At 57.8% G+C, this 15,736-nt stretch carries 11 protein-coding genes; 9 read left to right on the top strand and 2 right to left on the bottom strand.

The window, feature by feature from the left end:
* Positions 1–52 precede the first annotated feature (52 nt).
* From miaA to K5845_RS08410, 7 genes are all read left to right on the top strand, one after another.
* Positions 53–976 (top strand): tRNA (adenosine(37)-N6)-dimethylallyltransferase MiaA, encoded by a 924-nt coding sequence (gene miaA, locus K5845_RS08440; RefSeq protein ID WP_287958783.1) that lies wholly within the window; start codon positions 53–55, stop codon positions 974–976.
* A gap of 111 nt (positions 977–1,087) precedes the next feature.
* Positions 1,088–2,854: an acetolactate synthase 3 large subunit gene (locus K5845_RS08435; RefSeq protein WP_046478858.1), complete on the top strand. Its 1,767-nt coding sequence runs from the start codon at positions 1,088–1,090 to the stop codon at positions 2,852–2,854.
* A gap of 236 nt (positions 2,855–3,090) precedes the next feature.
* Positions 3,091–4,152 (top strand): glycosyltransferase, encoded by a 1,062-nt coding sequence (locus tag K5845_RS08430; protein ID WP_287958782.1) that lies wholly within the window; start codon positions 3,091–3,093, stop codon positions 4,150–4,152.
* Positions 4,153–4,166: 14 nt separating this feature from the next.
* A complete protein-coding gene (locus K5845_RS08425) occupies positions 4,167–4,853 on the top strand; it encodes a glutathione S-transferase family protein (protein WP_287958781.1) in 687 nt (228 codons plus the stop codon).
* Between the two features lie 55 nt (positions 4,854–4,908).
* The gene (ilvN, locus tag K5845_RS08420; protein ID WP_046478855.1) at positions 4,909–5,457 is read left to right on the top strand and encodes an acetolactate synthase small subunit; all 549 of its coding nucleotides are present in this window, start codon (positions 4,909–4,911) and stop codon (positions 5,455–5,457) included.
* Between the two features lie 429 nt (positions 5,458–5,886).
* On the top strand, positions 5,887–8,412 hold the full coding sequence (locus K5845_RS08415; protein WP_287958780.1) for an OmpA family protein: 2,526 nt from the start codon (positions 5,887–5,889) through the stop codon (positions 8,410–8,412).
* A gap of 187 nt (positions 8,413–8,599) precedes the next feature.
* Positions 8,600–10,414: a helix-hairpin-helix domain-containing protein gene (locus tag K5845_RS08410; RefSeq protein WP_287958779.1), complete on the top strand. Its 1,815-nt coding sequence runs from the start codon at positions 8,600–8,602 to the stop codon at positions 10,412–10,414.
* Positions 10,415–10,441: 27 nt separating this feature from the next.
* Here the strand turns inward: K5845_RS08410 and K5845_RS08405 are convergent, their stop codons facing one another.
* Both K5845_RS08405 and K5845_RS08400 read right to left on the bottom strand, forming a co-directional pair.
* Complete coding sequence (locus K5845_RS08405; protein WP_076605338.1) at positions 10,442–11,398, bottom strand: alpha/beta fold hydrolase; 957 nt, start codon at positions 11,396–11,398, stop codon at positions 10,442–10,444.
* A gap of 248 nt (positions 11,399–11,646) precedes the next feature.
* Positions 11,647–13,989 (bottom strand): lytic transglycosylase domain-containing protein, encoded by a 2,343-nt coding sequence (locus tag K5845_RS08400; RefSeq protein ID WP_287958778.1) that lies wholly within the window; start codon positions 13,987–13,989, stop codon positions 11,647–11,649.
* Positions 13,990–14,277: 288 nt separating this feature from the next.
* On the opposite strand from K5845_RS08400, the gene dapA reads away from it, so the two are divergent.
* Both dapA and smpB read left to right on the top strand, forming a co-directional pair.
* Positions 14,278–15,168 (top strand): 4-hydroxy-tetrahydrodipicolinate synthase, encoded by an 891-nt coding sequence (dapA, locus tag K5845_RS08395; protein WP_046478853.1) that lies wholly within the window; start codon positions 14,278–14,280, stop codon positions 15,166–15,168.
* A gap of 87 nt (positions 15,169–15,255) precedes the next feature.
* Positions 15,256–15,732: an SsrA-binding protein SmpB gene (smpB, locus tag K5845_RS08390; RefSeq protein WP_046478852.1), complete on the top strand. Its 477-nt coding sequence runs from the start codon at positions 15,256–15,258 to the stop codon at positions 15,730–15,732.
* Positions 15,733–15,736 lie beyond the last annotated feature (4 nt).

Raw genomic sequence — 15,736 nt, 5'->3', positions numbered from 1 at the left:
GGAGGGCCACGTTGTCTCGCGGATTGAGCGAGCTCGGGTTAAGCTAAGTCATATGGAACAAAATCGGGCAATTCTTATCGCAGGGCCGACAGCAAGCGGCAAGTCGGCCTTAGCGATAGCCATCGCCAAGTCCTGCGGCGGAACGATTATCAATGCCGATTCAATGCAGGTTTATGCGGAGCTAAGGATTCTGACAGCCCGTCCGATGCCCGCCGACGAGGAAATTGCGCCACACCGCCTTTATGGCCACGTCAGTGTCACCCAAAATTATTCCGTTGCTACCTGGCTAAAAGATGTCGAAGCGGCAATTCGCGATGTGCGCGCCTCGGGGGGCGTCCCGATTATCATCGGCGGGACAGGCCTTTACTTCATGGCTTTGACACGCGGCCTTTCCCCAGTGCCATCCATACCCGACGATATACGCAGATACTGGCGGCAGGCGGCGTGTGAACGCCCGGTGAAAGAGCTTTATCAGGAGCTATGCCGCCGGGATCCTATTACGGCTGCGCGGCTGCGCGAAAGCGATCGCCAGCGCATCGTGCGCGCCCTTGAGGTGTACGAAGCCACGGGAACACCATTGGCACAGTGGCAGGAAAAGCCCGGCACGCCGCTCCTTAGCCCCGAGGAGTATGTCGGCCTCGTCGTCGATCGTCCCCGCGAGGACCTTTATGCTCGTGCGGATACCCGCTTCGCCCAGATGATCTCTGAGGGAGCTTTGGAAGAGGTCGTCCTTATGAGGTCAATGCAACTTGATCCCGATTTGCCGGCAACCCGGGCATTGGGGCTGGCGCCGCTGATGGCGTGCACAGCAGGAGAAATATCCCTTGAAGAGGCTTCGGGGCTCACGTGTCGAGATACCCGACATTACATTCGGCGGCAGCTAACGTGGCTGAGGCGAAATATGATTTCGTGGAAATGGATTCAAACGAAAGAAATGGAACAAATTAAGCGATCAGGCTTTAGTTTCGTTGACTGACCTCGCTGCATCCGCCACATAGGGCGGACTGGGCAGGCCTGACCGGCCGCCGGCCTTCATAAAACGGCTATTCAAATCGACCTGCCTCTAACGAGAGGAGACTTAAAAGTTATGGCGAGAACGATGACGGGCGCCGAAATGGTAATCAAGGCGCTGGCAGACCAGGGCGTCGAGCATGTTTTCGGTTATCCTGGTGGTGCTGTTCTGCCAATTTACGATGAGCTGTTTCAGCAGGAAAAGGTTCGTCACATCCTCGTTCGTCAGGAAGGTGGGGCCGTCCATGCAGCCGAAGGCTATGCACGCTCGACGGGCAAGGTCGGCGTTGTTCTTGTGACCTCAGGTCCGGGTGCGACGAATGCCGTGACCGGGCTCACCGACGCTTTGATGGATTCGATCCCCGTCGTCTGCATAACGGGGCAGGTCCCGACGCATCTGATCGGCAATGATGCATTTCAGGAATGCGATACCGTCGGCATCACGCGTCCGTGCACAAAACACAACTGGCTCGTTAAGGACGTGAACGACCTGTCGCGCGTCCTGCATGAAGCTTTCCAGATCGCCAAGTCAGGACGCCCCGGACCGGTTGTCGTCGACATTCCAAAGGACGTGCAGTTCTCCACGGGCAATTACGTCGGTCCGTCGAACGTACAGCACAAAACGTATAAGCCGCGCATGAAGCCGGATCAGATGGCCGTCCGCAAGGCCGTCGACCTGTTGGCCAATGCCAAGAGGCCGATCCTCTATACGGGCGGTGGCGTCATTAATTCCGGGCCGAAAGCAAGTCTGCTGCTGCGGGAGTTCGCCAAGCTGACGGGCTACCCGGTCACATCGACCCTGATGGGGCTCGGCGCATTTCCGGCCTCTGATCAGCAGTTTCTAGGAATGCTCGGCATGCATGGCACTTACGAAGCCAACATGGCCATGCACGATTGCGACGTTATGATCTCCATCGGCGCGCGGTTTGACGACCGCATCACCGGGCGGCTCGATGCCTTCTCGCCGAATTCCAAGAAAATCCACATCGACATCGATCCCTCGTCGATCAACAAGAACGTTCGCGTTGATATTCCGATCGTCGGTGATGTCGCCTACACGCTGGAAGACATTTTGCGCGTCTGGAAGGCGAAGGCGCCTCAACTCGAAAAGGCTGCCCACAAAACTTGGTGGAAGCAGATCGATAAGTGGCGGATGAAGAAGTCGCTTTCTTACAAGCAGAACGAAGACGTCATCATGCCGCAATACGCGGTGGAACGACTCTATGAACTGACGAAAGATCGCGACCCTTATGTCACGACCGAAGTCGGTCAGCATCAAATGTGGGCGGCGCAATTCTTCAAATTCGAAGAGCCCAACCGCTGGATGACATCGGGCGGTCTCGGAACCATGGGTTACGGCCTCCCGGCGGCTATTGGCGCGCAGTTGGCACACCCCAAGTCGCTGGTTATCGACATCGCTGGCGATGCCTCGATCCTCATGAATATCCAGGAGGCGTCGACCGCCGTTCAGTACCGTCTTCCGGTGAAAGTGTTCATCCTGAACAACCAGTACATGGGCATGGTGCGCCAGTGGCAGCAGTTGCTGCACGGCAACCGCCTTTCCGAGAGCTATACGGAGGCATTGCCCGACTTCGTCAAGCTCGCCGAAGCCTATGGCTGGAAGGGGATGATCTGCGACAAGCCCGGAGACCTGGATGACGCTATCCGTGAAATGATCGATACGCCGGAGCCGGTGATCTTCGATTGTCGTGTAGCAGCGCTCGCCAATTGCTTCCCGATGATCCCGTCGGGCAAGGCGCACAATGAGATGCTGCTAGGCGAGGACGTTTCCGACGAAGATGTCGAAAATGCCATCGGCGAAGAGGGCAAGGTGCTCGTCTGACCCAAGCCGGGTCTTTGGAAGTTACCGATTGGGCGCCGGCAATCGCTGTCGGCGCCTTCCGCTCGGACGAATGAACAGCAAATCCGTGGGCACAGCAGGCAAAGGTTAGCGGCGCGAACTGAGACCGAGTTTGCCGCCCCGTTGAAGACGTCATCGAATACGGAACTCTGTTTGGTTATGGCCCGGACTGTATCGATACAGGCGAGAAAAACGCTGAAGTCCAGAAGGATTTCCGCATGAAAATCCTATTTGTCGGGCCCGGTAATAATCACAAGTACGGGGGAGGCTTCTACTACGCCTTCCATCGGCGCTTGATCAACGGCTTCATCCGGTCCGGCCACTTCGTCTACGCCTACAGCGATCGAGACACGGCTGATTACGCGCTGGGTGTTCGCCAAATTGGGAGCTGGCTGGCCAACAAGCGTTTGCTCGACATAGCCAAAGAGCTGCGGCCGGAAATGATGGTTCTCCTGCTCAGCTATTTGATTACACCGCAAACGGTGCGTCGTATTCGCGAATTGGTGCCGGGCATTAAGATCGCCGCGATCTGTATTGACGATATCGACCATGAAAGACCGGCTGCGCAATTCCGCTATCTATTAGAGGCGGCCGATGCGGGCTTTGCCACGACAGGCGGGGAGACCCTCCAGGATTTTGCGGGAAGCAAACCTGTCGCGTTCATCCCGAACCCCATCGATCTTTCAATCGATACGGGACAAGCCTTCGCCGAAACGAAACATCGCTTCGAGCTTTTTTTCGCCTGTCACCAGCCGCCAGTCGATGCGCGCTGGCAGTTCATAGCCGCACTGCAAAAAGAACTGCCTTCGAGCATTCGCGTCGGACTGTACGGAAACAAAACGGGGGACGCGCTGCGCGGCGCTGACTACGTCGATACGCTGTCCCACACGAAGATTGGTCTCAACCTTAACCGCCGCGATGGTGACTTATACGCTTCCGATCGCATGGGCCAGTTCCTGGGTAACGGCCTGCTCCTGGCGACGCCCAGGGCGTCAGGCTATGACGCCGTGTTTAGCGAAGACGAGATGCTGTTCTTCGATGGTCTTGCTGACCTATCGAGGAGGCTCGTCACCGCGCTGGGTCCTGGCGAACCCTGGCGCAAGATGGCACGCGCCGGGCGCGAGAAGGCAATCGCGACCATGAATGAGACATGCGTTGCCCGTTTCATCTGCGATTTCACGATGGGCGGCACCTGGGCGCAGAACTGGACGTTCTCCGAGCATGCGTTTGCAGCGGGGAGCAATGTTCGGCAACGGGATCTCGTTGCCACCACTCATTGAAGCGGAACGTCGCAATGCATTTGATTATCGCGAATAAACTTTACTCATCGTGGTCGATGCGTCCCTGGCTTGTGATGCGTGCCATTGCGCTCGACTTCACAGAGACTGTCATTCCATTACGACAGCCGGATTCTAGTGAACGCATTCGCGAATTTTCGCCCAGTGGCAAGGTGCCCGTATTGATCTCGGGCGACGTCGTCGTCTGGGAAAGCCTCGCGATCATTTCTTATCTAGCAGACCGCTTTCCCGATAAGCCGGTTTGGCCCGGCCGAGATGCCGCGCGCGCTCATGCGAAGTCTATTTCGATGGAAATGCACGGCGGCTTTCAAGCACTCCGCCAAGCGTGCCCCATGAACCTGGGTAAGCGCTTTGCTCCGCGCGACTTCGGCGAGAACGTTGCGGCGGACGTTGCACGCATCGAAGAGATTTTCATGACGACGCGTGAGCGCTTCGCGGGGGATGGGCCATTCCTGTTTGGTGACTTCTGCGCAGCGGACGCGATGTTCGCACCGGTCGTGACACGTCTCGATACCTATCAGATCAAGGTTCGGCCTGAGACGCGGGCGTACATGGACGCTGTCCTCGCGTATCCGGAATTCGTGCGCTGGAACCGGGAAGCCCTCAAGGAAACCTGGACAATTCACGCCTACGAAGAGGGCCATGAAGTGGTCGCTGACCTTCGCGCCGAGGCCACCGCCTGAAACAGCACCCCGTATCAGATCAAACACCATCACATAAGAAAATGGATACCGTCCTATGACACAAACGACAACGCAGTCTCACTACCCGAACCTCTCAACCCACGAAGAGATCGTTTCCCGAACGCTCTCCGTGATCGTTGACAACGAACCTGGCGTTCTCGCACGCGTGATCGGTTTGTTTTCCGGGCGTGGTTACAACATTGACTCCTTGACGGTGACGGAGACCGAGCACGAGAAGCACATCTCGCGCATCACGATCGCAACCAAAGGCACCCCGATGGTTATCGAGCAGATCAAGCACCAGCTCGAACGACTGGTGCCGGTGCACCGCGTTCATGATCTGACCGAGACAGGACAACCCTTGGAGCGCGAACTGGCCCTGGTAAAAGTTCAGGGCAAGGGCGAAAAGCGTATTGAAGCGTTGCGTATGGCGGAAATCTTTCGGGCGGAAGTGATTGATGCGTCGACAGAACACTTTGTGTTTGAGTTCAGTGCGCGTTCATCAAAGGTCGATCAGTTTATTTCAATCATGAACGAACTCGGCCTCGTCGAAGTCGCCCGTACCGGCATCGCGGCAATCGCACGCGGACGCGGGCTTGTCTGAGCTGGTGTAGCGCAGACGGTTCCGGGATCAACGATGGAAATAGGGCTGGAGGCAAGGGCAACTCGTTCATGGTAAACGGGCCAATATCCTGGTTACATGGATGCTCTACCTCTACGTAGCCGTCATTGCCCGGTCACACCTGCCTGCGAAATGATGCTCTCCGGCAGATCGAATATGATCCTGGGGCTTGCACCTTGGCCTGCCACACGGCTCAATAGGGGGCCTTGGGCGGATCGTGCGTTATAAGTACGGATCTGCACTTGTGGTGCTACAAGTCGAGTTTGCGGTAACAGGATCCTCGATCCTCAAGAGTGTCGGCGACCAATAGGCACGTCAGGCACGGTGGCCAGTAGATGGCCGTCAGCCGCAACGCCAGATCGGAACGCGCGGAAATAGCCATCCGCAACGAACGTGGGAGCAGAAGGCCAGATGAGTTGCAATCCTTGGCGCTGGCTTTGGGGGCTCCTTCCGTTGGCCATACTGGTTTGGCTGACGGTGGTGGAAGAGCGCCCGCGTATCGAAGCCGACTTGACGGCGCGCACGCAGCAAGCGCTGAAGGTTGCCGGAGTCGATTGGGCAAATCTGACGTTCTCGGGTCGTGAAGGCACTTTGGCCGGACACACGTCGCATGACTCCGAACCAGAAAAGGCCATTCAAATCGCGCACAGCGTTTGGGGCGTCCGGACGTTGGCAGCCGATATCAGGCGAGCCGACACGATAAGTGATTATTTCTGGCAGGCGGAAGCGGCCGACAGCGGTATTCGCTTGGCGGGATACGTTCCTGACGAGACAAAACGCAATACCGTTATCGGATTGGTCCGCGAGCGTTTTCCCGATCGGCCGATCGACGATCGAATGAAGATCGGTCTGGGAGGCCCCGACCCCGATCCGTGGCTCAAGACGATCGGCTTTGGGTTGGACCGTCTTGGCCAAGTCAAATCTGGAAATGTAGAGGTTCACCAACTGGCGCTGTCCGTATCGGGTGAAGCGCTTTCTCATGCTGCGTACAGAAGCGCCAAGTCTGCGCTCTCCGGTGATCTGCCCCCGGGGGCCACCTTGATCGCCGATAAAATTACGCCGCCGGTCGTATCCCCTTTTAAGTGGGGTATGCAGAAGACAGCGACACAGATCGTCTTGAACGGCTACGTACCGGACCAGAGCACACGCGAGCAGCTGTTTGACAAAGCGAAAACCACATTCCCAAAGCTCGCAATCATCGACCGGATGGAAGTCGCCGGTGGAGCGCAGGAAGGATGGTATGCTGCCGCTGTTGCGGTTTTGAATAGCCTGCTAAGCCTCAGCGAGGCAGACGTACAGGCATCGGATGGCGCCATCACGTTAAAGGGGCGCACCCTCGATGAGGCGACGGCCGCGCGCGTGGTAGCTGCGCTTCAGAGTGCGCTTCCCGCGACATTCAAAGCGCGCACAGATTTGAGTTATCCGCCGCCGCCGCCGCCGATTGTTAGTCCCTTCACGACACACATTGAGATGAGGCCGGGTTTTGTAAGTCTCACGGGATATGTGCCAAGTGATGCGGCGCGGACCGCCGTGATGACGCAACTCCAGAAACTTCTGCCCGATGCGAAGTCCGTTGACAAACTCGCGCTGGGGTCTGGGGCACCGGAAGGCTGGCAGGCATGCCTCTTCGCGGGGCTGGATGCTTTGGCAAAACTTGGAAACGGCACACTCGCGTTAAGCGATCGTTCCATGCAACTCACTGGCAGAACGCGGGATGAAGCGCTTGCAGAGGCTTTGCCGGCTCAGGTGCGCGCCGCCGCCAATCGCGCATGCGACAGCAAGCTTGAGATCGCTTTGGACGTTCCCCCCGAGCCTAATCTCAAGTGGCGCGCTGAAAGCACTGGCAACGGTGAACTAACACTGGAAGGCGAGGTGCCGGATAAAGCGAGCGAGACGCTCTTGGTTAGCAGCGCCGAGCAGCTTTTCTCCGGGGCACGTTTGATCAACAAGATGACGCTTGCTTCGGGAACGTCAGAAAAATGGCAAAAGGTTTCCGTTGCTGCCTTGCAGCTCCTCGCGAAATTGCGCCGTGGTGAGGCCATCCTTGATGGCCAGCAATTGACGTTGCGCGGAGAAGCAAGCGACGCAGCGGTTGCCTCCGCAGTCAAAGATCAGATTTCGCATACGCTGCCTAAGGGGTACGTCGGAAAGCCTGAAATCATTGTGCGTTCAGAGGCCATGATCTGGGCGGATAAGGAAGCCAAGCGCAAAGCTGCTGAGGAGGCCGCGCGCCGTCAGGCTGAGGAAGCGGCGAAGCAAAAAGAAGAGGCCGATCGCGTCGCCGAAGAAGAGGCGCAACGCCAGGCGGCTGAAGCGGAAGCGCGCAAGCAGGAAGAACAAGCGCGCCTTGAGACGCAGCGGGCAACGGAGGAAGCCACACGCCGCGCTGCCGAGGAAGAAGCGGCTCAGAAGGCTGCTGAGGAAGCGCGACGTAAAGCTGAAGAGGAGGCCGACCGGCGACGCGAAGCCGAGACGGCTGCAGCCGCAGCAGCACAAGCACGAGCTGCGAATAAGCCGAATAACGATCCATCGCCGTCAACTGAACAGCAGAAGCAACGCAAGGCGGAAGCTAGCCGTTGCGAAGAGCTGCTACAGTCTGCAGCAGCGACGGGCTCGATACGCTTCCGGTTCGCCAGTGCACGTCTTGAAAGCGGCAGCACGGGAACTCTGGACCGTTTGGTCGAGATCGTGAAGGGATGCCCAGACTTCCGCATTGAGGTCATCGGGCACACTGATGCTATCGGGCCCAGTGATCAAAATCTCATACTGTCCAAAGAGCGCGCGCAAGTTGTCATCAATTATCTGACCAATGCCGGCATCGACACGTCTCGCCTTTCGGCAACTGGATACGGTGAAACGCGTCCGATAGTACCTAATACGTCCGCGAGTAATCGGGCGAGAAACCGGCGGATCGAATTCTCTGTAAAGACGGATTGACCGGCTTCAATGTAATCGGGAGGAGACGGGCATGGATTATCTGTTCGTCAAACTGATTTGGTATCTGGCTATCGCCTTCGCCATCGGCTTGTTTGTCGGCTGGTTTTCCTGCAGCCGTGCGCGTGACTAAGCCTCGCTTGATCGCATGCGAACGGGAGTACGCGCGTAAAGGAAAAGGGCAGCTCAAATGATGTTTCTGACTTTGCAGACAGCGCTTTTGTTGCTGACGGTGTACGTGCTCGGAGCCATGTGTGGGTGCTGGTTGCACCGAATGCTCGTGGCTCCAATCAGCGCGGACGACAGCTTGGTTGCTGCAGGAGCGGCAATTTCGGATCAGCCCATGATCGAGACCGCGACAGGTCCGGCGCCGGAAGTCGCGGACCTGTCGCATGAAAATAGGTTCGAACGCGCGCTTGTTGGGACGCGTCTGAAGTCAGTCGGTGACTTGCGTTCGCAAGAGACCGCACCCGTTATCGAAGCCGGGCAGCCCCCGGCGCGCGTCGTCGTTCCGGCTCCAGCCGTTCCGCCTTATGAGCCCCCATCCACATCCGCTCCGGTTTCGCAGGGTGAAGGATTTCCGAGTTTGCCAGCCGCCGGTAGCTCGGGCGGGGTGACAGGTGCGTCAGCGCCGTTGGCACCTTCTGTGACGCAAAGCCCTGACGACCTCACGCGCATTCATGCCATCGATGAGGAAACAGCAACGCGTTTGGCTGAACTGGGCATGGCCTCCTATGCGCGCTTGGCGGGTCTGACACGCGCAGACGTTGACAGAGTTGAAGCGAGCCTTGGCCAGCAGCGGATCTCCCGGGAGGGGTGGATCGAACAGGCCAAGCTCCTCGCCAGTGGACACGAGACGGTCTACGCACGCCGACTTTCAGGAAAAGGCGAGCCTCTGCCAACCCCCGCCGAGGTCTATCGGGAGGGCATGGAGCCGGAAGTCGATACCATCCCGGAAACGTCGGGGAGCTCGGAAGGTCTGACAGACGCGCCGCAAGAAGCAGCTCTAGGGGAGCCTCGCGAGGATCTAAGCACGACTGAAGAGATCGCAAAGCCACCGGTTGAGGAAGGGGACGACACCTCTAAAGCCGAAAGCGCTGAAACGAAGTCGAGCGCAGAGGCCGCCGATGAAATGGCGGCAATCATGGCAGCGGCGGCTGTGCTTGCGAAAGCCCAAACCCAGACAGATGACAATCAGTCGGATAACGACGACGCATCATCCAGGGCGGCCCTTGCTCCTATCGATGCACCACCGCCGGTCACTGATGATCTCCTGCGCATCCGCGGTATCAATGGCGATGCAGTCGCGATCTTGTCCGCGAATGGCGTGAACCGGTTCGAACAGGTTGCAAATTGGAACCCAGACGAGGTGCGCCGTTTCGAAGGCTTGATTGGTCCGGTCGGACGCATCCGTCAGGAAAATTGGATAGAACAGGCGCAAATTCTTGCCGGTGGAGGCGAGACTGCTTTTTCTCGTCGCCAACGCTTGGAACCGCAACCAGTCTGGCACGAACAGCCTCGGTTTGCCGACGTCGAAGCGCGAGAAACTGAAGTCCTCGAAGCTTCTCCGGAAGAGACCCCTGCACCGTCCGTGAAGGATGCCACCGTAGAGAACTTCGACGTCGCCGATGCTATCGCGACCCCTATCGTCGAGGTGCCTGTCGGCGAGGCAGAGCAAAGCTACGCGGAGCCGATGGAGGCCGATCTCTCCGGTTTGCGTTCGGTAAAGTCACCCTTGCTCAACGGCGGCGAAGCGAAGACCGAAACAGGCTATGACGATCTCAAACGCATCCGAGGAATTGGCGTACTTATCGAGAAAAAACTGAACTCTCTGGGTATCAACCGCTACGAGCAGATCGCCAACTGGAGTGCTGCTGAAATCGATAGGATCAGTCAGGTGCTCGACTTCAAGGGGCGGATCGAACGCGAAGCTTGGGTAGAACAGGCGCGCATCCTCGCTTCCGGTGGGCAGACGGAATTTTCCAGCCGCCTTGACCGTGGATAGCCTGCAATGGTCCCCCCCTTCGAGTGACTAACTCGCAAGGACCCGCTGGGCGAGGCTTCTCGGGCTGACTGATCCTGCATGCGCAGAGTGAGAAGCCGGTTGCGTCCCGTCGTGTGTAGAAAGATACGAAGCGATAGCCTGCATGCTCCATTCGTCCCGCAACAATGGGGCGTGACCCTCGCCGGGGACTTCAAGATCGGACAGAGCCGGATGCCGACGGTGCATTTCCTCCACGGTAGCGCGAGAGAGAATGTCTGAATTCTCGCCGCGCAATACGAGCACCGGGACACGCTTCAATGCTTCGAACTGCGGCCACAAGGCCGGCATCGGCCCATCGAGAATGGACATCGTGTTCTTGAGTTTCGGATCGTAGCTGACGGCCGGTTTGCCGTTTTTTTCATTGTACCATTGGCGCGCCAGAAGCTCCCAGTCTTCCGCGCGGACGTTGGGGAAGCGCCGCTGATTGATATCTCGCATAAGCGCGGTAGCTTCTTCCCAAGAGCGCGGCAACGGAATGCGTCCCACATAACCTGCAATGCGCATCAGCCCGTCTGTTTCAATCACGGGGCCGATATCGTTGAGGATGATCGTGCCGACACTGGCCGGTTGAAGAGCTGCAAGAATGGTTGCGATAAGACCGCCGCGCGATGTGCCAATGATCGCGACATGATCGAGGCCCGCAAAAGCCAGGAAGTCGAGGACGTCGAGCGCCTCAGTTGGCACCGTATAGTTTTTCCAATCAGGGTCCCACTCGGATTGCCCGCGACCCCGATAGTCCAGCACATAAACATCGCGCGCGTGAGCACCGGCAGCAGAAAGATAGCAAGCCAGATCGTGGAAATCTTTGCAATTGCGCGAAAGCCCCGGCAGGCAAACGACAGGTCTAAGCCGTGACGCCGGCGCGCGATAAACGCGACCGTGCAATTTGAGCCCATCGCGAACACGAAAAAATAAATCGTCAAAATGGTTCTGCATGACCGACATGCGAACATCCCCGCAAAAAAAAGCGCTATGGCGCCTACTAGCCGCCATCACGTAAGCCACAGCCATACTAGCCAGAACACCCGCCCTCACAGTGGTCTGGCTAGCTAAAGTTTTTGTGCGCTTCCCAGGAGCCGGGTTTTCTCCGGCGCTGAGCGAGCAAACAAATATCCGTTTCCTCCGTTTCGGAGCATTTTGCGGCCGAACAGCCGTGCGACGCAAATCAAGACCGAAGTCTGCGGTGAAGAATTTTAGCCGTCCTTCGCAGCTCGTGTCCGTCGTGCACCAGGAGCATATTTGCGGCGCGACCCACTGGCTTGGGCGCGCGCGAGGTCTTCCTCAAGGCGGAGCGCCTTGTCGCCGGCGCCGAGGCGCGCACGATAGACTTGGATATTAGAGAGAACCTTCGCGACGTACTCACGTGTCTCCTTGAACGGAATGCGCTCGACCCAATCGATCGGATCGAGATCAGCAGCACGCGGATCGCCTAACTCACGGATCCACTGCCGCGCACGTCCAGGCCCCGCATTATAACCTGCGAGACCAAGCACGTAGGATCCGCGGAATTCCCCCATGCGGTCGCCGATGTACGCTGAAGCGATCATCAGGTTGTAGGCTTCATCCCGTCCCAGGCGCGAGATCTCACATTTAAGTCTGTAGTCGCGGCAAACATGCTTCGCCGTGACCGGCATGACCTGCAAGATGCCACGCGCGCCAGCGCCTGATACGATCTGAGTATTGAATTCGCTTTCTTGCCGGGCAATGCCGAACAGGAAAGCGGTCTCAGGAGGCGTCCGCAATGGTTTGTATTTAGGGAGCGCCTGCACGGGGTAGGCGTAGTAATGCAGGTTCATGCCCGCACCGATGGCCCGCTTCCCAATACGCAAAGACTGCTGGGTATCCCCAAGAGCACGCATTAAGTGAGCCACAAGCGCAGCGTCCGCCTCATTATCTGCGAGCGCACCCAGATTTGCTAAAAAGGGACGCGTAATGCTGCGGCCCAGCCCTGCTTTATCGGCGATGACTGCGGCGTGCACGGCGTCGTTGCTTTGGAAGCGCGCGATTTGTTCAGACGTCGGCGCTTGCGGCGGCCTAATCGGCAGAGCTTGAATGCCGGGCTTCAGCCGCTGCATAGCGAGCTGGCCGTGAAAGGTGTCGAACTGCTCCGCAGCCTGTTTGTAATAGTCCCGGGCCGCCGCCTTATCGCCAACCGCTTCGAGCGCCCGACCCAGCCAATATCCGGATTTTGCTCTGCTGAGAGGACCGTCTGCAGCTTCGTGCATCACCCGAAAATGTTTGATCGCTGCTTTCGCATCACCGAGGTAGCGCAGCGCGATCCAGCCTGCGACGAAGGCTTGCTCTTTGAGCGGATTTACAGACAGCGGACCCGCATCGCGCACAAGTTCATAGGCAAGTTGCGGATTGTCATCATCCAGCGCTGCATAGGCCGTAAGTCGTCGCTCATCCCACCAGGCATCCGGATTGACTGTTTCCGATTTGGTGATCGGGGCGCTGAGCAGGAGCTTCGCAGCCTCCTCCTTATTGCCGCTGCGGCGCAGGTGCATGATGCGATGGAAGCTCACACCCCAATCCGTATGTGCTTTTTCAGGTAGGTCTGCGAGTAATTTCCCGGCAGCGTTTTGACGCAAGAAGACCGACAAGCGCGCCTTGGCTTTGGCTTGTTCGAATTCGGAAACACGTTTCATCTGGCGACGAACGACTGCCGCCCGGGTATTGCGCGAAGAGCTCCATCGGAAGTCGTCCGTAAGAAGCCGATCCAGGCGCCATTTATGATCCGCATGCGTCAGGAGCGATCCGATGCGCTCCAAAATATCGTCCTCATAGTCATCCGGAATATCGCCATCCCGCCACGCCTTAGAGGCGAGCTTCACGGCATGGTTCCGTTGACCGCTCGCAGCATAGGCGGCCGCGAGTGCTGCTTCACCCGCAGCCGTCTCAGGCTCTCGACCAGAAAAATACCCGAGCACCACGCGCGGATTGGAAACCTGAAGCATCATGGCTTCCAGATGTTCGATCAGCAGCCAGCGATTAGGCCACTGTGGATTGGCCGCAAGAAACGCCTGGTAGCTTTCGATCGCGCCCTCGCCCCGACGCAGAAGCCCCCAATCAATCAGCTTTTGCGCGACAGGGTTATCGATTTGCCCGCGCAAAGATTTCGCATTCGCGAAATCATTTTTTCCAATGGCATCAAAAGCGGCCTTTAGAGCCTCACCATCCGCCGGACTAAGCGGAAGCGTGCGCACCGGTGCGATGGCTTTGTCAAAAATGGCGTTGGAACGGGCTTCCGCTTCGGAAATCCGGATCGTCGTGAGTTGACCATCGTGATCCAGCAATCGGTAGGCAGCCTTGAGCGACTGGAGATCGCGTTCAGGATTCGTACCGGGTGGTGGAGGCGGCTGCGCATGTGCTGCGGGGAGCAACATCGTATAGGCCGCGAACGCGACCGCAAGAAGCCACCCGACACGGCCGAGATGCTCTGAATGCCGGTGTCCAGATTGGCCTGTGAGCGTCCCCCACGACTGGTGAATGCGCCGCACTGATGTAAAGCCAATGATAGGGTTAAAATACTTCAACGTTGCCTCGCTTTGCCCGGCCCCATGGCATCGCTTGCGAGCTGTCAGTCAAACACGTAATCTACTGCTCGGCGGTCGAATCAACTCGCGCCAGCACAAGCGTGCGCGTTTGCCTGGACCCTAACAAGCGAGTCAATCCCGTTCAAGGATTGTGCTGCCGGCCGCGTGCCCTGACTGTCAGCGTCATGGCGAAAGCAGACAGCAATTGCCGGCACCGGTAAGCTGAAATCTATTTGGTCAACACGAATTAAAAACGTGCCATTTTGGCAACGGGGAAAGACGGTCACGATGTTCAAGGGCTCCTATACTGCGCTGATTACGCCGTTCCGTGACGGTGCACTCGACGAAGATGCATTTGTTCGCATCGTAGAGTGGCAGATTGAAGAAGGTACACATGGTTTGGTGCCGGTCGGCACGACAGGTGAAAGCCCCACCTTATCTCACGACGAGCACAAGCGTGTCGTCGAGCTGACAGTAGCCACCGCACGAGGTCGTGTGCCTGTCATCGCTGGAGCCGGCTCGAATTCCACGAAAGAGGCCGTTGAGTTCACGAAGCATGCGAAGTCTGTAGGCGCGAGCGCCGCTCTTGTTGTCACCCCGTATTACAATAAGCCGACACAAGAAGGTCTCTATCAGCACTACAAGGCGATCAGCGACGCCGTAGACCTGCCGATCATTATTTACAACATTCCGGGCCGCTCCGTGATCGATATGTCTGTCGCGACGATGCGCCGGTGCTTTGAGTTGCCCAACGTTGTCGGCGTCAAGGATGCAACGGCGAATCTCGCACGCGTCTCTCAGCAACGTGCGGCCATGGGGCCTGAGTTCAATCAGCTCTCGGGTGAAGACGCGACGGCACTTGGCTTTATGGCGCACGGTGGACAAGGCTGCATCTCGGTTGCCTCGAACGTTGCGCCAAGACTCTGCGCGGAGTTCCAGAACGCCTGCCTGAAGGGCGATTATGCGACCGCGCTGGGATTGCAGGATCGTTTGATGCCGCTGCACGATGTGCTGTTCCTTGAAACAAACCCATCACCGGTTAAATATGCTCTCTGGCGGATTGGGATGTGCACGCCCGACACTCGGCTTCCCCTTGTTCCGCTCACAGAAGCCACAAAGCAGGCAGTGGATAACGCGCTCGTCAAAGTCGGACTCCTACGCGCCAAGGCTGCCGAGTAAAATCGCAAGATACGCGACGCACGATAGGTGAGCGCTACGGCTTCCGAGACGTAGCGCCAAACCACATTAAGTCACGAGAGGTCCGTCATGGCGGCCAAAAAAGATGCCGGCCGCCGGGTCATCGCCGAAAACCGGAAGGCGCGCTACGAATTCGCGATCGGCGAAACATATGAAGCTGGGATCGTCTTGACGGGCACCGAGGTCAAATCCCTGCGCAAAGGCCAAGCGAATATCGCTGAAAGTTATGCAGCCATCGAGGATGGGGGCGTTTGGCTCATCAATGCCAACATCCCCGAGTACTTATCCGCGGGCAACTTCTTCCAGCACGAGCCGCGCCGGAAACGCCGCTTGCTCATGCACAAGAAGGAGATCCACAAGCTATGGATCGCGAGCTCGCGCCAGGGCATGACGATCGTTCCATTGGAACTCTATTTCAATCCGCGCGGTCTCGCCAAAGTTCGTCTCGCCGTAGCGCAAGGTAAGAAGCTGCACGATAAGCGAGAGGACGCGGCAAAGCGCGATTGGAATCGGGAAAAAGCGCGATTGCTGCGTGATAAGGGGTGAAACC

This window comes from Filomicrobium sp. (assembly GCF_025698805.1).
GTDB lineage: Bacteria > Pseudomonadota > Alphaproteobacteria > Rhizobiales > Hyphomicrobiaceae > Filomicrobium > Filomicrobium insigne.
Note: the sequence above shows the minus strand (reverse complement) of the source record. Positions and strands in the feature narration are given on the sequence as shown.

Bases quoted from the DNA above. Each gene is read 5' to 3' on its own strand.
- miaA (WP_287958783.1), top strand. From the start codon at position 53: ATGGAACAAAATCGGGCAATTCTTATCGCAGGGCCGACAGCAAGCGGC.
- K5845_RS08435 (WP_046478858.1), top strand. From the start codon at position 1,088: ATGGCGAGAACGATGACGGGCGCCGAAATGGTAATCAAGGCGCTGGCA.
- K5845_RS08430 (WP_287958782.1), top strand. From the start codon at position 3,091: ATGAAAATCCTATTTGTCGGGCCCGGTAATAATCACAAGTACGGGGGA.
- K5845_RS08425 (WP_287958781.1), top strand. From the start codon at position 4,167: ATGCATTTGATTATCGCGAATAAACTTTACTCATCGTGGTCGATGCGT.
- ilvN (WP_046478855.1), top strand. From the start codon at position 4,909: ATGACACAAACGACAACGCAGTCTCACTACCCGAACCTCTCAACCCAC.
- K5845_RS08415 (WP_287958780.1), top strand. From the start codon at position 5,887: ATGAGTTGCAATCCTTGGCGCTGGCTTTGGGGGCTCCTTCCGTTGGCC.
- K5845_RS08410 (WP_287958779.1), top strand. From the start codon at position 8,600: ATGATGTTTCTGACTTTGCAGACAGCGCTTTTGTTGCTGACGGTGTAC.
- K5845_RS08405 (WP_076605338.1), bottom strand. From the start codon at position 11,398: ATGTCGGTCATGCAGAACCATTTTGACGATTTATTTTTTCGTGTTCGC.
- dapA (WP_046478853.1), top strand. From the start codon at position 14,278: ATGTTCAAGGGCTCCTATACTGCGCTGATTACGCCGTTCCGTGACGGT.
- smpB (WP_046478852.1), top strand. From the start codon at position 15,256: ATGGCGGCCAAAAAAGATGCCGGCCGCCGGGTCATCGCCGAAAACCGG.